17 protein-coding genes are annotated in these 18,473 nt (G+C 72.3%); 7 read left to right on the forward strand and 10 right to left on the reverse strand.

Annotated elements, in window-relative coordinates; genetic code table 11:
* Window positions 1–2: 2 nt before the first annotated feature.
* From FCH28_RS26275 to mce, 4 genes are all read right to left on the reverse strand, one after another.
* The gene (locus tag FCH28_RS26275; RefSeq protein ID WP_136742634.1) at window positions 3–989 is read right to left on the reverse strand and encodes an ABC transporter ATP-binding protein; all 987 of its coding nucleotides are present in this window, start codon (window positions 987–989) and stop codon (window positions 3–5) included.
* 140 nt (window positions 990–1,129) lie between these two features.
* The gene (locus tag FCH28_RS26280) at window positions 1,130–2,071 is read right to left on the reverse strand and encodes a coiled-coil domain-containing protein (RefSeq protein WP_136742635.1); all 942 of its coding nucleotides are present in this window, start codon (window positions 2,069–2,071) and stop codon (window positions 1,130–1,132) included.
* A gap of 114 nt (window positions 2,072–2,185) precedes the next feature.
* Window positions 2,186–6,436, reverse strand: a complete 4,251-nt coding sequence (gene scy / locus FCH28_RS26285; protein WP_136742636.1) for a polarized growth protein Scy — start codon at window positions 6,434–6,436, stop codon at window positions 2,186–2,188.
* Between the two features lie 207 nt (window positions 6,437–6,643).
* On the reverse strand, window positions 6,644–7,084 hold the full coding sequence (gene mce / locus FCH28_RS26290; RefSeq protein ID WP_136742637.1) for a methylmalonyl-CoA epimerase: 441 nt from the start codon (window positions 7,082–7,084) through the stop codon (window positions 6,644–6,646).
* A gap of 173 nt (window positions 7,085–7,257) precedes the next feature.
* Between mce and FCH28_RS26295 the strand changes: the two genes are divergently transcribed.
* Complete coding sequence (locus FCH28_RS26295; protein ID WP_136742859.1) at window positions 7,258–8,433, forward strand: acetyl-CoA C-acetyltransferase; 1,176 nt, start codon at window positions 7,258–7,260, stop codon at window positions 8,431–8,433.
* Between the two features lie 63 nt (window positions 8,434–8,496).
* Window positions 8,497–9,456 carry a methylmalonyl Co-A mutase-associated GTPase MeaB gene (gene meaB, locus FCH28_RS26300; RefSeq protein WP_136742638.1) on the forward strand — a complete coding sequence of 320 codons (960 nt, stop codon included), beginning with the start codon at window positions 8,497–8,499 and terminating at the stop codon, window positions 9,454–9,456.
* A 55-nt stretch (window positions 9,457–9,511) separates the two neighbouring features.
* Here meaB and FCH28_RS26305 read toward each other — a convergent pair whose 3' ends face one another.
* Window positions 9,512–10,270 carry a PepSY domain-containing protein gene (locus FCH28_RS26305; RefSeq protein WP_136742639.1) on the reverse strand — a complete coding sequence of 253 codons (759 nt, stop codon included), beginning with the start codon at window positions 10,268–10,270 and terminating at the stop codon, window positions 9,512–9,514.
* A 106-nt stretch (window positions 10,271–10,376) separates the two neighbouring features.
* Here FCH28_RS26305 and FCH28_RS26310 point away from each other — a divergent pair, with 106 nt between their 5' ends.
* Both FCH28_RS26310 and FCH28_RS26315 read left to right on the forward strand, forming a co-directional pair.
* Window positions 10,377–11,039 carry a response regulator transcription factor gene (locus tag FCH28_RS26310; protein ID WP_136742640.1) on the forward strand — a complete coding sequence of 221 codons (663 nt, stop codon included), beginning with the start codon at window positions 10,377–10,379 and terminating at the stop codon, window positions 11,037–11,039.
* A 4-nt stretch (window positions 11,040–11,043) separates the two neighbouring features.
* On the forward strand, window positions 11,044–12,465 hold the full coding sequence (locus tag FCH28_RS26315) for a sensor histidine kinase (RefSeq protein ID WP_136742860.1): 1,422 nt from the start codon (window positions 11,044–11,046) through the stop codon (window positions 12,463–12,465).
* Between the two features lie 90 nt (window positions 12,466–12,555).
* Here FCH28_RS26315 and FCH28_RS26320 read toward each other — a convergent pair whose 3' ends face one another.
* The 4 genes from FCH28_RS26320 to FCH28_RS26335 form a co-directional block, all read right to left on the reverse strand.
* The gene (locus FCH28_RS26320; protein WP_136742641.1) at window positions 12,556–13,032 is read right to left on the reverse strand and encodes a MarR family winged helix-turn-helix transcriptional regulator; all 477 of its coding nucleotides are present in this window, start codon (window positions 13,030–13,032) and stop codon (window positions 12,556–12,558) included.
* Between the two features lie 122 nt (window positions 13,033–13,154).
* A complete protein-coding gene (locus FCH28_RS26325) occupies window positions 13,155–13,928 on the reverse strand; it encodes an AIM24 family protein (protein WP_136742642.1) in 774 nt (257 codons plus the stop codon).
* Window positions 13,925–14,575, reverse strand: coding sequence for an AIM24 family protein (locus FCH28_RS26330; RefSeq protein WP_136742643.1), 651 nt, complete (start codon window positions 14,573–14,575; stop codon window positions 13,925–13,927). The genes FCH28_RS26325 and FCH28_RS26330 overlap by 4 nt, the downstream gene beginning before the upstream one ends.
* Window positions 14,575–15,222: an AIM24 family protein gene (locus FCH28_RS26335; protein WP_136742644.1), complete on the reverse strand. Its 648-nt coding sequence runs from the start codon at window positions 15,220–15,222 to the stop codon at window positions 14,575–14,577. The genes FCH28_RS26330 and FCH28_RS26335 overlap by 1 nt, the downstream gene beginning before the upstream one ends.
* Before the next feature lie 182 nt (window positions 15,223–15,404).
* Here FCH28_RS26335 and FCH28_RS26340 point away from each other — a divergent pair, with 182 nt between their 5' ends.
* Both FCH28_RS26340 and FCH28_RS26345 read left to right on the forward strand, forming a co-directional pair.
* Entirely contained in the window at window positions 15,405–15,755 is a 351-nt protein-coding gene (locus FCH28_RS26340; protein WP_136742645.1) for a DUF3817 domain-containing protein, read from the forward strand.
* Entirely contained in the window at window positions 15,752–16,048 is a 297-nt protein-coding gene (locus FCH28_RS26345; RefSeq protein WP_136742646.1) for an MTH1187 family thiamine-binding protein, read from the forward strand. Before FCH28_RS26340 ends, FCH28_RS26345 begins: the two co-directional genes overlap by 4 nt.
* A gap of 29 nt (window positions 16,049–16,077) precedes the next feature.
* Here the strand turns inward: FCH28_RS26345 and FCH28_RS26350 are convergent, their stop codons facing one another.
* Window positions 16,078–17,064, reverse strand: a complete 987-nt coding sequence (locus tag FCH28_RS26350) for an ArsR/SmtB family transcription factor (protein WP_136742647.1) — start codon at window positions 17,062–17,064, stop codon at window positions 16,078–16,080.
* A 79-nt stretch (window positions 17,065–17,143) separates the two neighbouring features.
* Between FCH28_RS26350 and FCH28_RS26355 the strand changes: the two genes are divergently transcribed.
* Entirely contained in the window at window positions 17,144–18,454 is a 1,311-nt protein-coding gene (locus tag FCH28_RS26355) for an MFS transporter (protein ID WP_136742648.1), read from the forward strand.
* The last annotated feature ends 19 nt before the right edge of the window (window positions 18,455–18,473 follow it).

Raw genomic sequence — 18,473 nt, forward strand, 5'->3', positions numbered from 1 at the left:
CGTCAGCTTCCCTTCTTCTGCCAGTCCGCGCCCCAGCCGCTCGGGGCCGGCTCCTGCGTGCCCGCGTACGCCGCGACCGGCTCGCCGTCGTGCGCGTGATACTCCACCGACTCGGCCGTCAGCCGCATGAACGCCTCCTCCAGGGAGGCCCGCTGGGGGCTCAGCTCGTGCAGGACCAGCTGATGCCGGGCGGCCAGCCCGCCGAGCTCGTCGGCCGGCACCCCGTCGATCTCCAGCGATCCGTTGCCGACCGCCACCGCCTCGATGCCCTCCACGTGGAGCACGTCCAGCAGTCGCTCCGGCTCCGGCGACCGCATCCGGACGTACGACCGCGAGTTCTGCTGGATGAATTCCGCCATCGACATGTCCGCCATCAGCCGGCCCTGCCCGATCACCACCAAATGCTCCGCGGTCAGCGCCATTTCGCTCATCAGGTGCGAGGAGACGAAAACGGTGCGTCCCTGGGCCGCGAGGTTCTTCATCAGATTGCGGATCCAGTGGATGCCCTCGGGGTCCAGCCCGTTGACCGGCTCGTCGAACAGCAGGATCTTGGGGTCGCCGAGCAGCGCCGCGGCGATACCGAGCCGCTGGCTCATACCGAGCGAGAAGCCCTTCGAGCGTTTGTCGGCCACCGAGGTCAGCCCGACCGTGTCCAGCACCTCGCCGACCCGCTCGCGCGGAATGCCGTTGCTCTGGGCCAGGCACAGCAGATGGTTGACGGCGCTGCGGCCGCCGTGCACCGCCTTCGCGTCCAGCAGCGCGCCGATATACGTCAGCGGGTCGTTCAGCTGCCGGTAGTGCTTGCCGTCGATCCGGACCGTGCCCTCGGTCGGATGGTCCAGATCGAGCATCATCCGCATGGTCGTGGACTTGCCCGCGCCGTTGGGGCCGAGGAAGCCGGTGACCATTCCGGGCCGCACCGTGAACGTGAGGTGGTCCACGGCGAGGGTGTCGCCGTAGTACTTGGTCAGCCCCTCAAGTTCGATCATGTACAGCACGCTAGGTGCGTCCCGAGGCCCCCGCCACCGGGGCACAGCCGCCCGGTGGAGGCCACACAAGGCCGCGCCCCCGCACCGCCGGGGAGGGCGGTACGGGGGCGCGTGGGCTGCTCTGTGAGGCCTGCTGAGGGTCAGCGGGACTGCTGGGCGGGGACACCCCGGGAGATCGGCTCGTCGTCCGCGCCGGGGGCGCCGGCCGCGGCCACGGCCGCACCGGTCAGCGTCGCCAGCATCTCGCGGACGTTGGTCAGCTGCGCGTTGATGGAGTCGCGGCGGTTGGTCAGCGCCGCCAGCTCGCGCTCGGATTCGCTGCGGATCCGGTCGGCCTTGGCATTGGCGTCGGCCACGATGTCCTCGGCCTGGCGCTGCGCGGTCTCCACCGTCTGGCGGGCCCGGCGCTCGGCGTCCGTACGCAGCTTCTCGGCCTCCAGGCGGAGCTGCTCGGCGCGGTGCTCGATCTCGGCCAAACGCTTCTCCGCCTTGGCCTGACGCGAGGCCAGGTCGCGCTCGGACTGCTCGCGGCGCTTGGCGAGGTTCGTCTCGAAGTCGGCGGCGGCCTGCGCGGCCTTGGCGCGGGTCTCCTCGAAGAGGGAGTCGGCCTCCTCGCGCTTGGACTGCGCGTCCTTCTGCGCCTCGGCGCGCAGCGTGGACGCCTCGCCCTTGGCCTTCTCGACGATCCGGGCGCCCTCGTCCTCCGCCTTCGCCTTGCGCTCGGCGGCGAACTGCTCGGCGTCGTTACGGACCTGCTGGGCGGCGGACTCGGCCAGCTCGCGGTGCTGCTCGGCGGCCCGACGGGCCTCCTCGCGCAGGTCCTTGGCCTCCTCCTCGGCGAGACGGAGGATCTTCTCGACGCGCGCACCGAGGCCCGCGTAGGACGGCTCGGCGTCATTGACCTGGGCCTGGGCATTCTGCGTCTCGAGGTGGAGTTCCTCGATGCGCTTTTCCAGCGAGGTGATACGGGCCAGTGCGCTGTCGCGGTCGGCGACGAGCTTCGTAATGCGGTCGTCGACCTGACCGCGGTCGTACCCACGCCGCACGAGCTCGAAACCGAAGGGGGAGGAAGTGTCGCTCATGGGGTTCCTGTCGAAAGAGACCGGTGAGGTGATAAGGGGAATCCTAGGGGTCACTACGGCGTGTCATCGAGTCAATGCCCGATTGATCTGGAGAATGACCCCTCATTCGAGTGGCTACCCCTCAGACTGCTTGCCACTCGAACGAGTTACACCCGCGCCCGCGGCGGCTTTGACGCCCCCGTTCTTACCTTCCGCGCCCCCCGTTGGCGTTTCGAACGATTCCAGCGCTTCCAGAACGTCCTGGACGCGGGAGATTTCGGTGTTGATGTCCTCGCGCCGGCGCACCAGGACCTCCAGCTCGCGCTTGCCCTCGGCGATGATCCGGGCGGCCTCCGCCTCGGCCTCGGAGCGCATCCGCTCCGCGTCGCGGTCGGCCTGGGCCTTCTTGTTCTCGGCTTCCTTGATCAGCCCCTCGGCCTTCCTGACCGCGGCGATCCGGACCTTGCTCGCCTCGCTGTTCGCGTCGGACACCAGCTGCTCGGCCTTCTCCTCGGCCTCCACCCGCTGGGCGGTGGCCTGCGAGATGAGCTTGTCTACGCGCTCGCCGGCGTTCTTCATCGTCTCAGCGGACTCCCGGCGGGCCCGGTCGTGCAACTCCTCGACCTCCGCCTCGATCCGCACCCGCAGCTCCTCCGCGCGCTCCCTGATGGCCGTCGCGTCGCCGCGGGCCTCGCCCAGCAGCGTATTCGCGTCCGCGCGGGCCTTCTCCACGCGGGCGTTGCCGTCGGATGTCGCCTCGGTGACGATCCGGTCGGCCTCCTTGCGGGCCGCCGCGACCATGGTGTCGGCCTGCTCCTCGGCGTTGGTGGCCGCCTTGAGCGCCTCCTCCTGAGCCTTGGCGATGAGCTGGTCGGCCTGTTCCGCGGCGTCCCCGCGGCGCTTGGCGGCGTCCTTGCGGGCCTCGTCCAGAAGGCGGTCCGCCTCCTGCTGAGCCTCCGTGCGCAGCCGCTCGGCCTCGGCCTCGGCGTCCTCCTTGACCTTCGCGGACTCGCCGCGGGTCCGGGTGGCGTGCTCCTGCGCGGAGGCGACCGTCTCGGCCGCCTCGGCCCGCAGCCGCTCCGCCTCGGTGGTGGCCGACGCGATCAGCTCGTCGCCCTGCTCGCGGGCCTCGGCCCGGGTACGGTCCGCGTCCCGCTCGGCGTCCGCCGTCGTCTCGGCGGCCTCGGTCCGCAGCCGCTCGGCCTCGGTCGCGGCCTCCGACATCAGCTCGTCGGCCTGCTGCGCGGCGTCCGACCGCGTCTTGTTGGCCGCCTTGCGCGCCTCGTCGCCGGTGCGCTCCGCATCCGTACGCGCGCTCTCCAGCGTCTCGGCGGCCTCGGCCCGCAGCCGCTCGGCGGTCTCCGTCGCCTCCGCGACCAGGGTGCGCGCCTGCTGCTCGCCGTCCGCCCGCAGCCGGTCGGCGGCCTGCTGGGCCTCGCGCACCGTACGGTCCGCGTCGTCCTGCGCCGAAGACGTCAGCTCGGTGGCCTCGGTGACGATCCGTTCGGCCTCCGAACGGGCCTCGGCGATCAGCCGGTCGGCCTGCTCCGCGGCGTCCGAGCGCATCCGGTTGGCGTCGTCGCGCGCCTCGGCACGGGCCCGCGCCGCGTCCTGCTCGCCGGACGCCAGCGCGTCGGACGCGTCGGTACGCAGCTGCTGCGCCTTCGCCGTGGCGTCCGCGACCAGCTTCTCCGCCTGGGCGGTCGCCTCCGACACCAGCCGGTCGGCCTGCTCGGCGGCCTCGGTCCGCGCCGTGTTGGCGTCCCGGCGCGCCTCGTCGAGGACGCCGGCCGCCTCGGTCCGCAGCCGCTCGGCCTCCTGGATGGCCTCCGTGACGGTCCGCTCCGCCAGAGCCTTCGCGGCGTCCGACGCCTCCTGCGACTCGCGCCGCACCCGCGTGGCGTCCTGCGAGGCCCGCTCGCGCTCGTCGTACGCGTCCGAGCGGACCCGGTCGGCCTCCGCCTGCGCCTCCGACTTGGTGCGCTCCGCGGCGTGTTCGGCCGCCGAACGCAGCCCGGCGATCTCCGCGTCGGCCTGCTCGTGCAGCCCGGCCACGGCGTCCCGCACCTGCTGCGCGGTCTGCTCGGCCGCCGCCACCAGCTCGCCCGCGCGCCGGTCCGCGTCCTCGACCAGCCGCTCGGCCTCCGCCTGCGCCTCGCTCACCCGCGTACGGGCCGACGCCAGCAACTCCTCGCTCTGCTCGCGCGCCGCGGTGCGCTCCTGGTGGGCCTCCTCGCGGGCCTCGCCCAGCAGCTGCTCGGCCTCCCGGCGCCGCCGTGCGGCCTCCTCCTGGGCCTCGGCCAGCGCCTGCGCCGCCTCCGTGCCGGTGCGCTCCGCGGCGGCCGCCGCCTCCGCGCGCACCCGGTCCGCGGTCTCCTGCGCCTCCGCCTTCAGCCGCTCCGCCTCGGCCGCCGCCTCGCTGCGCAGCCGTACGGCGACCGACTCGCCCTCGGAGCGCGCCGCCGAGGCGTCCGAGGCGGCCTCCGCGCGCAGCCGCTCGGCCTCGTCCTCGGCCTGCTGCTGCATCGTCCGCAGCCGCTCCGCGGCCTCCGCCTTGAGCCGGGCCGCCTCCTCCTGGGTCTCGCGGCGCAGCTGCTCGGCCTCAGCGCGGGCCTCGCGCAGTGACTCCTCGGCGGCGGTGACCCTGTCCTCGGCCTCGGTGTGCAGCCGGTCCAGCTCGGCCTGCGCCTCCGTCCGCCGCTCGTCGGCGGCCTGTTCGGCCTCCGCGCGCAGCTGTCGGGCGCTCTTCTCCGCCTCGGACGTCAGCTCCTCGGCGGCCTGGGTGCCCTCCAGCAGCAGCTGCTCGGCCTCGCCACGGGCCCGCTCCAGCGCGTCCTCGGCCTGCCGGCGCAGCGCGGTGGCGCGCTCGATGGCCTCCGTGCGCACCCGCTCGCTCTCCGCGACAGCACCCGAACGGGTCTCCTCCGCGTCGGCCTTGGCCTTGCCCAGCAGCTCCTCGGCGGTGCCGGCCGCCTCCTCGATCTGCTGGACGGCCTCCCGGCGGGCCTCGCTGCGGATCCGCTCGCCCTCGGCGACCGCGTCCGCCCGCAGCTGCTCCGCCTCGCCGCGCAGTCGCCGTGCCTCCTCCTGGAGCTCGACGGTCTTGGCGCGGTACTCCTTGGTGTCGTCCTTGGCCGCGCCCTTGAGCTGGGCGGCCGTGTCATGCGCCTGCTCGCGCAGCCGGTCCGCCTCGGACTCGGCGTCCTTGCGCAGCCGTTCGGCCTCCTCCGCGGCGGCCTTGGTGGTGGCCTTGGCGTCCTCCGACGCCTTGGTCAGCATCTCCTCAGCGGTCCGCGCGGCCTTCGCCAGCTGCGCCGCGGAGTCCTCCGCCGACTTGGCGCGCGCGGTCTCCTGCGCCTCGGCGACCAGCCGCTCGGCCTCCGCACGGGCGTCCGCCCGCAGCTGCTCGGCCTCGGCCTTGGCCGCGTCGCTTTCCTTGGTGGCCTCGCTGACCAGCCGGGCGATCTCGGCCTTGGCGGTACGGGTGCGTTGTTCGTTGTCCGATTCGGTGGCCGACAGCCGCTTCGTGGCGGTCTGTTGGGCCTCCTCGACCAGCTTCTCCGCCGCGGCGCGCGCCTCGCGCAGCGCCGTGTCGGCCTCCTGGACCCGGGCCTCGGCGGCCCGCGTCAGCTCGGCGGCCTGCCGGCGCGCGTCCTCCGACTCGGTGCCGGCGCTGGTGCGCAGCTGCTCGGCCTGGTCGGTGGCCTCCTGGGCCTGGTTGGAGGCGGCGGTCAGCAGCCGCTCGGCGTCGGTACGCGCCCGGCGCAGGATGCTTTCCGCTTCGGCGCGGGCCTCGGCCGCCTCGGTGCCCAGCCGCTCCCGGGCCCGCTCGGCCAGCCGCTGCGCCTCGGCGCGCGCGGCGGACAGCGCCTGCTCGGCCTCCGCCCGGGACTCCTCCATCAGGCGGCGGGCCTGGGACTCCGTACGGGCCCTGAGCTGCTCGGCCCAGGCGACGTTCTCGTTGACGTGCGACTCGACGGTCTGCCGGCGCTCGTTGAGCTCCTCGTCCAGCCGCTGCCGGCGGGTGACCGCCTCGGCGTGCAGCTCGGCCTCCAGCCGGGACTGCCGCTCGGCCTGCTCCTGGAGCAGCCGCTGGGTCTGCGCCCTGGCCTCGCGCAGCTCGCGCTCGGCGTCCGAGCGCAGCTGGTCCGCCTGGATCTGCGCATTGCGCAGCAGCTGTTCGGCCTGGTGACTGATGTTGTCGTAGGCAGGGCGGGTCGCGAGGTTGCGGCGCGCCTCATGCAGCTTGGCGCGCAGCACCTCGACCTGGTAGCCGAGGTCGTCGGCGTGCTGGACGGCCTTGTCCCGCTCGGTCTTCAGCCGCTCCATCTCGGCTTCGAACTGCGAGAGGTGGTCGTCAGCCTCGTAGCGGTCGTTGCCCCGCACTGCGCGGTCCCATCCGTCCCCTGGTCATGGTGGCGGCCGTCTCCGTCCTGCTTGCGCTCGTCCCGTACACGTCATGTCGTACCGGATCCGTGCTTCCGGAGCTGACCCTTCCGAAGAAATGGTGTCAGATCATCGGCAGAGTATGGACCGAGCCCCACTCCCTTACCCCGGCCGAGGCTGCACTCTACCGGCCGGGGAACGCGAAGGTCAGTGGTCCGTCGGGGCGGGGGGTGCGGAGGTGACGAGTTCGGTGAGCACTCCGTGGCAGTCCTTGGGGTGCAGGAAGGTGATCCGGGAGCCCATCGAACCGATCCTCGGCTCGTCGTAGAGGACCCTCACGCCCTTGCTTCGGATGTCGCCGGCAGCACTGTCTACGTCCGCGGTGCCGAAGGCGATGTGGTGGACGCCCTCGCCGTTCTTGGCAAGCCACTTGCCGACCGCGGAGTCCTCGCGGGTGGGCTCCAGCAGCTGGAGATAGGAGGCGCCGCCGTCCGAGGTTTCATTGATCTTGAGCATGGCTTCCCGGACGCCCTGCTCCTCGTTGACCTCGGAGTGGAACACCTCGAAGCCGTACGTGGCACGGTAGAACTCGACGGTCCTGTCAAGGTCGAAACAGGCGATCCCGATGTGGTCGATTCGCGTCAGCATGGCTCCAGTGCACCGCCCGCACGGCCGGTTACGCAACGTGCGCGCCATCACACCCGCTTGCCGGTGACCCGGAGCGTACTGCTCAGTACATTGACGGGAACCCTCGTTAACTTCCGTGCAAAGGAAGGCCGCACCGCATGTCTGCAAAGAACGGTACGAACAGCACCACCTCAGTGATCGTGGCGGGGGCGCGCACCCCCATGGGCCGGCTCCTGGGATCCCTGCGGACCTTCTCCGGGGCCGATCTGGGCGGTGTGGCCATCAAGGCGGCGCTGGACCGCGCGGGCATCGGCGGCGACCAGGTCGAGTACGTGATCATGGGGCAGGTCCTGCAGGCCGGCGCCGGGCAGATCCCGGCCCGCCAGGCCGCCGTCAAGGCCGGTATCCCCATGAACGTCCCCGCGCTCACCGTGAACAAGGTCTGTCTCTCGGGCCTCGACGCGATCGCGCTGGCCGACCAGCTGATCCGGGCCGGGGAGTTCGAGGTGGTCGTCGCGGGCGGCCAGGAGTCCATGACCAACGCGCCGCACCTGCTGCCCAAGTCCCGTGACGGCTTCAAGTACGGCGCGGTGCAGATGCTCGACGCGATGGCCCACGACGGCCTCACCGACGCGTACGAGAACGTCGCCATGGGCGAGTCGACCGAGAAGCACAACACCCGTCTGGGTATCGCCCGTCCCGAGCAGGACGAGGTCGCCGCGCGCTCCCACCAGCGGGCCGCCGCGGCGCAGAAGAACGGGCTGTTCGAGGCCGAGATCACGCCCGTCGAGATCCCGCAGCGCAAGGGCGACCCGGTCATCTTCAGCAAGGACGAGGGCATCCGCGGTGAGACCACCACGGAGTCGCTCGGCAAGCTGCGGCCGGCCTTCGCCAAGGACGGCACGATCACCGCCGGCACCTCCTCGCAGATCTCCGACGGTGCCGCCGCCGTCGTCGTGATGAGCAAGGCCAAGGCCGAGGAGCTGGGCCTGGAGTGGATCGCCGAGATCGGCGCGCACGGCAATGTCGCGGGCCCGGACAACTCGCTCCAGTCGCAGCCGTCGAACGCCATCAACCACGCCCTGAAGAAGGACGGCCTGGCCGTCGAGGATCTTGACCTGATCGAGATCAACGAGGCGTTCGCGGCGGTCGCGGTCCAGTCAATGAAGGACCTCGGGGTGTCGCCGGAAAAGGTGAATGTCAACGGCGGTGCGATCGCGCTCGGCCACCCGATCGGCATGTCCGGCGCCCGGATCGTGCTGCACCTCGCGCTGGAGCTGCGGCGCCGGGGCGGCGGGGTGGGCGCGGCCGCGCTGTGCGGCGGCGGCGGTCAGGGCGATGCGCTGATCATCCGCGTCCCGGGTAAGTAGTCCCGGGTAAGCACGCGCCGAGCAGCCAACGCGTACAGCCGAGCACGAAGGAGACGCGCAGCGATGGTGGACGTCCCGCAGCTGGTGGAGCAGGCACGGCAGGGCCGGCCGAGGGCGGTGGCCCGGCTGATCTCCCTCGTGGAGGGGGCGTCACCGCAGCTCCGCGAGGTGATGGCGGCACTGGCCCCGCTCACCGGCGGCGCCTATGTGGTCGGGCTGACCGGCTCGCCCGGCGTCGGGAAGTCCACCACCACCTCCGCGCTGGTGACGGCGTACCGCAAGGCGGGCAGGCGGGTCGGTGTGCTCGCGGTCGACCCGTCCTCGCCGTTCTCCGGGGGCGCGCTGCTCGGCGACCGGGTGCGGATGAGCGAGCACGCCTCGGACCCCGGCGTGTACATCCGCTCGATGGCCACCCGCGGCCATCTGGGCGGCCTGGCCTGGGCCGCGCCGCAGGCCATCCGGGTGCTGGACGCGGCCGGCTGTGACGTGGTGCTGGTCGAGACGGTCGGTGTCGGGCAGTCCGAGGTGGAGATCGCCTCGCAGGCCGACACCAGCGTGGTGCTGCTGGCCCCGGGCATGGGCGACGGCATCCAGGCGGCGAAGGCCGGAATCCTGGAGATCGGCGATGTCTACGTCGTCAACAAGGCGGACCGGGACGGCGCCGACGCCACCGCCCGGGAGCTGAACCACATGCTGGGCCTGGGCGAGTCGCGGTCCCCGGGCGACTGGCGCCCGCCCATCGTCAAGACGGTCGCGGCCCGCGCCGAGGGCATCGACGAGGTCGTCGAGGCGCTGGAGAAGCACCGGGCCTGGATGGAGGAGCGGGGGGTGCTGGCACAGCGCCGGCGCTCCCGCGCGGCCCGCGAGGTCGAGACGATAGCGGTCACCGCGCTGCGCGAGCGGATCGGCGATCTCCGCGGTGACCAGCGGCTGGACGCGCTCGCCGACCGGATCGTGACCGGCGAGACGGATCCGTACCGGGCGGCGGACGAACTGGTCGACGGGTTGACGAACGGGGGCTGAGCCCCGGCCGCAGCCGCTGGTCCCAGCCCCCGGTAGGGGCCGCGCGGGCCGCCGCTCAGTCGTCGGCGCCGTCGTTGTCACCGTCGTCGTCGCCCTGTGCGGGGGCGGCGGTCAGCTTGCCGGACTGCGGGTCGACCAGGAACTTGTGCTCCTTGCCGTCCTTGGTGACCGTCTCGACCTCCCAGACGGCCTTGCCCCGGTGGTCGTCGTCCAGGTCGACGGAGGTCACGGTGCCGTGGGCCGCGGCGGTGCGGGCCGCGGTCGCCGCCGTGATCTTGGGGGCCTCGGCGTTCTTGAGAGCGGCCCGCTCCCGGGCGTGATCGTCGTCGTCCTCGTGGTCGACGCGCTGGTTCAGCACCCGGGCGTTGCCGGCGTCCAGCGTGATCTCGTGCCACTTGCCGTCCTTGCCCAGCACATCGGCGTCCCAGACCAGGCCCGGACGGTCCGAGTCCAGGTCGAGGCCGGTCACGGTGCCGGGGACGGCCTTCAGCGCGGCGGCCGCGGCCTGCGGCGCGCTCACCTTGGCGGCCGCGGCCTCGCGGAGGTCCTCCCGGCCGTCGTCGTCCCGTCCGTCGTCCTGCACACGGATGCTGGACTGCCCCTGGGTCTGTGCCTGGGGCTGTGCCCGCTGCTGGGCCTTGGCCGGGCCCGTGCCGTGCGCCCCGGCGTCCTGCGCCGCGAGCTGGGCCGACGTCTGCGCGCCGGACTGCGTGCTGCCGGGCCCGTCGCTGCCGTTGACCGCGACGGCGGTGGCGGTGCCCCCGGCGATGAGGGCGGCCGCGGCGGCGGTGGCGATGATGATGTTGCGCTTCATGTCTTCTCCCGGTGATCGGCTGTGAGATCAATGTGCCCGGAGCAAGCTGAAGGGGACCTGAAGCCACCTGAAAGGCTCTTCAGGTAGGGCCTGGCATGGTGGGCGCATGCGTCTGTTGATCGTGGAGGACGAGAAGCGGCTGGCCCTGTCGCTGGCCAAGGGCCTGATGGCCGAGGGATACGCGGTCGATGTGGTGCACGACGGTCTGGAGGGACTGCACCAGGCGAGTGAGGGCGTGTACGACCTGATCGTGCTGGACATCATGCTGCCCGGCATGAACGGGTACCGCGTGTGCGGCGCGCTCCGGGCGGCGGGCCATGACGTGCCGATCCTGATGCTGACCGCGAAGGACGGCGAGTACGACGAGGCCGAGGGCCTGGACACCGGCGCCGACGACTATCTGACCAAGCCGTTCTCGTACGTGGTGCTGGTGGCGCGGGTCAAGGCGCTGCTGCGGCGGCGCGGCCGAACCGCCCAGCCGGTGCTGCGGGTGGGCTCGCTCACCGTCGACCAGGGCTCGCGCAAGGTCGAGCGGGACGGTGCGGAAGTGGCGCTGACCGCCAAGGAGTTCGCCGTTCTGGAGCAGCTGGCGCTGCGGGCCGGGGACGTCGTCTCCAAGGCGGAGATCCTGGACCATGTCTGGGACTTCGCCTACGAGGGCGATCTCAACATCATCGAGGTGTATGTGAGCGCGCTGCGCCGCAAGCTCGGCGCCGGCAGCATCGCGACGGTGCGCGGCGCGGGATACCGGCTGGTGACCGGTGGCTAGGGTGCTGGGCTCCGTACGGGCCAGGGCGGCCGCCGGGGCGACGCTGGTGGTGGCGCTGGCGCTGATCGCGGCCGGGACCGCGGTGCTGCTGGTGCTGAGCCGCAATCTCCACGATCAGGCCGAACTGGAGGCCCAGGTCACGGCGCGCGAGGTCGCCTCGCAGATCGCCACGGGCACGGCCTACGGCAAGCTGGACCTGCCCGACGGTGACGAACACCCGGTGGTGGTCGTCGGCGAGGACGGGCGGGTGCTGGCGGCCGGTGAGGACGTGGGCGCGGTGGACGGGAAACCGGTCGGCACGTCGGGCGGGCAGTCCGGCCCCGTGCCCGATGCGCCGGACGACGACGAGGATGACGACGACGTCAGTGGGCCGAAGCCCGGTGAGGTCGACGACGAGGTGCGCTCCTGGGACGGCACCGCGACCGTCGACGGCAAGGTCGCCGACTACCGGTTCGCGTCGATCGAGGCCGAGGACACCCGCGGGGCGAAGGCCACGGTACGGGCCGGCGCGCCGCTGGCTCCGCAGCAGGACGCCGTGGCCACGGTGCGCAACGCCATGCTCGTCGGGCTGCCGCTGCTGCTCGTCGTGGTGGCCGGGGTGACCTGGCTGGTGACCCGGCGGGCGCTGCGGCCGGTGGAGGGCATCCGCGGCGAGATGGCCGCGATCACCGCGAGCACCGATCTGAGCCGGCGGGTGCCGGTGCCGTCGTCGAAGGACGAGATCGGCCGGCTGGCGCGTACCACGAACGAGACGCTGGCGGCCCTGGAGAAGTCCGTGGAGCGGCAGCGGCGGTTCGTCGCGGACGCCTCGCACGAACTGCGCAGCCCGATCGCGAGCCTGCGCACCCAGCTGGAAGTGGGCGTGGCGCACCCGGAGTTGCTGGATGTGCCGGGCGCGGTGCAGGACACCGTACGGCTCCAGCGGCTGGCCGCCGACCTGCTGCTGCTGGCCCGGCTGGACGCGGGGGAGCGTCCCTCGGAGGCCCGGGTCGATCTGGCGGCGCTGGTGCGGGAGGAGAGCTCTCAGCGGGTCACGGACCGGATTCCGGTGCAGGTGGGGAAGCTGGCCGGCGGCGAAGTGGCCGGGTCCCGTAGTCAGTTGGCGCGGGTGCTGGGCAATCTGCTGGACAACGCGCAGCGGCATGCCGAGGCGTCGGTGCGGGTGGCGGTCGCGCGCGAGGGGGCGTGGGCGGTGCTGCGGGTCGACGACGACGGGCCCGGCGTGCCGGAGGCGGAGCGGGAGCGGATCTTCGAGCGGTTCGTCCGGCTCGACGACGCGCGGGCCCGGGACGACGGCGGGGCCGGTCTGGGGCTGGCCATCGCGCGGGATGTCGCGGTGCGGCACGGCGGCTCGCTGGCCGTACGGGAGGGGTCGGTCTTCGAGCTGCGGTTGCCGTTGGCCCGCGGCCGAGAAGAGGCCGGCTGAGGCGGGTGGCCGGCGGGGTCGTCGGGTGGCGCCGGGTGCTCGCCCGGCAGGTGGCGCCGCGGCCCCCGCGCCCGGGGCCGCGGCGGGCCGTCAGAGGCTGCCGCGGGTCTCCCGGAGGTGCTCGGCCACCGGGGTGAGGGCGCTGCGGAGCGCCTCCAGGTCCTCCGTGGCGAAGAGGTCGATGAAGTGCTTGCGCACGGACTCGACGTGGTGCGGGGCGACCCGGCGCATGGTGTCCCAGCCCTCTTCGGTCAGGACGGCGTACAGGCCGCGGCGGTCCGACTCGCAGCTTTCGCGGCGGACCAGACCGGCGTTCTCCATGCGGGTGATCTGGTGCGAGAGACGGCTCTTGGACTGCAGGGTGCTGGTCGCCAGGTCGCTCATCCGCAGCCGGCGGTCCTCGGCCTCGGAGAGGTTGACCAGGATCTCGTAGTCGTTGTTGGTCAGCCCGAACGGCTGGAGGTCGCGCTCCAACTGGTGCATCAGCAGCCGGCTGACGTCCAGATGAGTGCGCCAGGCACGCTGCTCCTGGTCGGTCAGCCAGGGGGTGTCGCTGTCGGTCGTCATGGATGAATTCTACCCGTAAAGTTGAAATATGAATTAACGCGCGAGGGGGACGGTGAACCTCGGCCGGGCTCCGGTGCCGGGTGTTGGTCAGACGTTCGAGGTCACCGTCCGCAGACTACCGCTCACAGCCCGAAGCGGCGTTGGAGGCCCCCGAGGTTTCCGGGCAGCTGGGGCAGTTGTGAGCCACTTTGCTGAGCATGGCCGCCCCCGCCCGGCACGCCCGCCTCGTCCGGCACCGTGCCGGTCGCCAGCTCCGGCATCAGCTGCTCCGTGGATTGCAGCAGGACCGTTCCGGCGCCGACGAACTCGAACTGGTGCTCCTCGCCGGAGGCTCCGCCGATGCCGGTGTGCGCCCGCAGCCCGCCCAGGAATCCGCGCAGGTACTGATGGTCGTAGTGATGGCACGGGGAGGGGCAGTCGGCCCAGCCGACCAGGGCCTGCGGGTCGACCCTGACGGGAGGTTCGACGAAGACCACCGGGCCGTTGGAGGCGGCCACGAACTTGCCCGTACCGATGAGGGTCAGAAACCCCGGAATGATCGACTGCTTCAGCGACAGAGATGGCTGAAAGGCGAGCAAGTTGCCTGAGCGAATAGTGAGGTTGCCCTCATCCAGATCATAGGAATTCACGTCGAAGGCACGGTCAGCGAGGAGCATCTTGCCCTGGCCCTCGGCGACGACCCAGTCCGCGGCGTGCAATGGCGAATGGAACGATCCGGCGATCAGCCGGTCGAGGTGGCCGTGCCCGATGCCGTGGAAGTCGATCCGCCCGTAGTAGGCGATCATCTTCCCCTTCTGCAGGAACCACTGGCCGTTGAGGTCCACGCTGAAGGCGTAGGGATTGACGTTGTCATCGGCCGGGAGCGTCTGGACGTCATGGACGACGGGACCGGTCACAGCTTCTCCTCCGACGCCTGTACGTAGACGGTGCCCTGGCCGGACAGCTCCAGCTGGAACGCCTCGCCCGAGCCGCGGCCGACCATGTCGCGCCAGCCGAGGGCGGTGGACAGTTTGTTGCGGACCTCGCCGCGGTGCGCGACGTACGCCTGCGGGTCGACATGGACCGGGCGCTGCGGTGTGATCGGCAGCTCGATGACGCCGCCGTGGGCCATCACCGCGGCCGCGCCATGGCCCTTGAGGGTGGTGGTGAACAGGCCCTGTCCGGTGACCTGGCCGCGCACCATGCCCATCACGCCGCCCTGCGAGCCCATGAACATCGTGCCCTGCTGGAGCGAGCCGTCGAACGCCAGCAGCCGGTCGGCCTCGACGTACAGCGTCTCGCCCGTCAGGTCGACGACATGGACGTGGTGGCCGCCGTGGCCGAACATGACGGTGCCGCTGCCCTCCACCGTCATCAGGGGCGTGGCCTCGCCGGCGATCCGGCGGCCGATCATCGAGCCGATGCCGCCCTGGCCGCCCTGGATGTTCGGGGTGAAGGAGACCTCGCCGCGGTAGGCGAGCATCGCGCCGCGCTGGCTGAACATCCGCGTGCCCGGGGCGATCCGGGCCTCCACCATGCGGGAGTTGAGGACCGTGAACGGCATCAGACCTCACCGCCCACGGTGTCGCGCTCGCTGGGCTGGACGTACACCAGGCCCTCGCCCTCGAACCGGATCTGGAACGCCTCGCCGGAGCCCTCGCCCATGAACGTACGGAAGTTGACCCCGGACTGGAAGTGCTGCTTGAGGTCGCCGGTGTGCGCCACATAGGCACCCGGGTCGACCTGGAGCGGGGACTGTTTGGTGACCCGCAGCACCACCGCGGGCCCGGCGGAGGTGATCGCGGCCTGGCCGCTGCCCTCGACGGTGGTGGTGAACAGGCCGTTGCCCTGTGAGGCGCCGCGCAGCCCGGTGAAGGTGGTGCCGGTGTGCAGCGCCGCGTCCGTGCACAGCAGATTGCTCGCCTCGACGTAGAGCTTCTCGCCCTGCAACCGCACCAGGTTGATCTCGCTCGCGCGGTCGGCGAAATAGCAGGTGCCCTGCCCCTTCACCTCCATCACGGCCATCTGCTCGCCGGTGAGCCGGCGGGTGACCATGCCGCGCAGGCCCTCGCCGCCACCGGTCATCTTCTTGAACGACATCTGGCCGTCGTACGCGACCATCGCGCCGTTTTTCGCCTTGACGGCCTCACCTGTGGTGCCTGTCATATCGACAGCGAGCACCTTGCTCCCCTGGAGCCGAAACTGAGCCACGGGTCAGACGGTAGTCGGCCGGAGCCGTGCGAGGCAGGTCCTTCGCCCCTGACCTGCCTCCGGGTTCTCCCCGATATGCCCCCGACGCGGTGATCGCCGGGGCGGCTGTAACAATGGGGCGAGGCTTGTGAACTCTTGCACAAGCATGTTGCCGCCTCCCATGCCGCCCGAACGAGGTTTCCGTGGACATCAAGACCGCCGCTGCCCTGCACCGACTGCGCCTGGCATCCATCCCGGAGGCGATCTCCTTTCCGGCGCTGCTGATCTTCGGCACCGGATTCCGGCTCGCCTTCGACTACGACTCCCTGGTCATGCCGCTCGGCCTGATCCACGGCCTGCTGTTCATCACCTACGTGGTGCTGCTGCTGGACGTGTGGAACCGCACCAAGTGGCCCTTCAAGCGCGTCGCCTTCTTCTTCGTGCTCGCGATCCTGCCCTTCGGCGGGCTGTACGGCGACCGGGTCCTCAAGCGCGAGGAGGAGGCCGGCGTGATCGCCGCCCGCGCGCGCCGCGAAGGCACGGTCAACGCATGATCGTCGCCTTCTCCGTGAGCCCCCTGGGCGTCGGCGAGGACGTCGGCGAATACGTCGCCGACGCGGTCCGGGTCGTCCGCGAGTCCGGGCTGCCCAACCGCACGGACGCGATGTTCACCTCCATCGAGGGCGAGTGGGACGAGGTGATGGACGTCGTCAAGCGCGCCGTCGCCGCCGTGGAGGCCCGCGCGGGCCGCGTCTCGCTCGTCCTGAAGGCCGACATCCGGCCCGGCGTCACGGACGGTCTGACGTCGAAGGTCGAGACGGTCGAACGCCACCTCGCAGCGGGCTGACCGGGGCGGCGGCCCCCGCCGCCCCCCGGCTAACCGCCCGCCGCCAGCGCGATCCCCAGCGGTGTCCGCTCGTACAGCACCTGATGGCCGTGCCGGCGCGAGGCCAGCAGCCCGGCGTCGCGCAGCACGGACAGATGCGCCGAGACGGACGAGGCGGCCAGGCCCAGGCGGTGCGCGAGCGCCGAGGTCGAGGACGGCGCGGCGAGGGCGGCCAGCACCGCGGCCCGGTTCGGGCCCAGCAGCCGTGCCAGCGCCGCGCCGGTCTCCGGCTCGTGCCACAGCCCGCCGATGCCGCGCGCCGGGTAGATGACGGTCGGCTGCCACGGTGGCTCGAAACCACTCACCACGTCCGGCCATACGAAGACGCTCGGCAACAGCAGCACCCCGCGCCCGTCCAGATCCTGCATCTGGACGAAGTCGGTACGGGTGCGGACGGTGAGCGTGTCACCGGACCAGGAGATCCCCGGGTGCAGATCGGCGAACAGCCGCTGCAGCCCGCCACCCGCCAACTGCCCTGAACGGTAGGCGATTTCGGCCTCCAGCAGCGCGCGCAGTCGCGGCCAGTCCGGGGCGAGCAGCGCGTGCCAGGCCCGCTCGGTGACATCGGCCAGCTCCCGGACGGCCCGAGCCGGGTCCGCCAGCGCCGCACGGGCACGCGCCGAACCCGCCGCCTCCGGCCTCCCGGCCAGCGACTTCACCATCTCGGCGCGCGCCAGGGCCGGATCGGTCGCACGCAGCCGCGCCAGCTCCTCGTCGAAACCGGCCAGCGGGACGTCCGGCGGGGGGCCCAGAAAATCCGGTGTGTACCCGGGTGGCGGCGACGGCATGAACAGCCACAGCGGCGAGAGATCGAGCCCGGCCAGCGTCTCCCGCATCCGCCGCAGCCACGGCAGGTGGTAGCCGTGCCGGTCTGCGCGCCGCAGGGTCCGTACCGCCTCGTGGGTCTCGCACAGCGGCGAGATCGCGAACCGGATACGCAGCAGATCGTCGGCCCCGAAATGCAGGTCCAGCGGCATGGCCGGCCCCTCCCCTCCCCAGGATTCGGCTCCGGCCGAAAGACTACGGCGCGGGTCACCGGCCCGGCACGCTGCCGCCATGCCCTCGCCCTCCGGGCCCGCGCAGCCGGGCCGCACCCCAGCACGCCCCGATGCGGACGGCACGCCCGCCGACGCCCCGTGCCCCGTCGCGGCGCCGGACCAGCGCCCCGCCCCGGCCGGCTACCGCGCCGTCTTCGCCGTCCGCGAGTTCCGGTACGTCTTCGCCGCACACCTCCTCTCCTCCCTCGGCGTGGTCGTCTGCGAGATCGCGCTCTCCTTCCTGGTCTTCAAGATCACCGCCTCGCCGCTGCTGAGCGCGCTGACCTTCGCGCTGGGCCTGCTCCCGTACGTCGTCGGCGGCACCCTGCTGTCGGCCGTCGCCGACCGCTACCCGGCCCGCCGTGTACTGGTCGTCTGCGACCTGCTGTGCGCGCTCGCCGCGGCCGGCATGGTGCTGCCGCACACCCCGGTCGCGGTGCTGCTCGCGCTGCGCTGCGCGATCGCCGCCATCGCGCCGGTCTTCGCCGGTACGCGCGCCGCGACGCTCGGCGAGATCCTCGGCGAGGGCGATCTCTTCGTGCTGGGCCGCTCGGTGATCCGCATCGTCAACCAGAGCGCGCAGCTCGCCGGATTCGCCGCCGGGGGCCTGCTGCTGGCCGTCGTGACACCCGGCGCGGTGCTCGCCCTCACCGCCGGCACGTTCCTCGGCTCGGCGCTGCTGCTGCGCCTGGGCACCGTCGTCCGCCCGGCGCGCGACGCGGCCCGTGGCGCGCTGCTGGGCGCCTCGCTGGCCGGCACCCGCCGACTGCTCGCCGACCGCCGGATCCGGGCGCTGCTGCTGCTGACCTGGCTGCCACCGGCGTTCGTCGTCGTCCCGGAGTCGCTGCTGATCCCCTACTCCGACCTCCTGGGCACCGGCACAGCCGGCCTGGGACTGCTGCTGTGCGCCATGCCCGTCGGGGCGGTCGTCGCCGAGACCCTGGTCGGCTCCCTCCTGGGCCCTGACGCCCGCGCCCGGCTCACCTACCCCATGGGCGTCTTCGCCGTCGTCCCGTCCCTGGGGTTCGCCGTGCGGCCCTCGCTGGGCTGGGCCGTGCTGCTGCTGGTGCTGACCGGCACCGGGATCTCGTACAACTTCGGCGTGGACCGGTGGTTCGTCGCCGCGGTCCCCGAGGAGCTGCTGGGACAGGCCATGACGGTGATGCAGGCGGGACGCATGACGATCATGGGGCTGGCGATGGGGCTGGCCGGGGCGGCCGCCGAGTTCGCGCCCCTCCGGGTGGTGATGCCGGCCGGGGGAGTCGTGGGCGCGGTGTGCGTACTGGCGGTGATCGCCGAGGTACGGCGCACGGGAGGAGACCGGCCGTGACCTCATGGCCCCGTCTCCG

The sequence above is a fragment of the Streptomyces piniterrae genome, from assembly GCF_005048155.1.
Taxonomy (GTDB): domain Bacteria; phylum Actinomycetota; class Actinomycetes; order Streptomycetales; family Streptomycetaceae; genus Streptomyces; species Streptomyces piniterrae.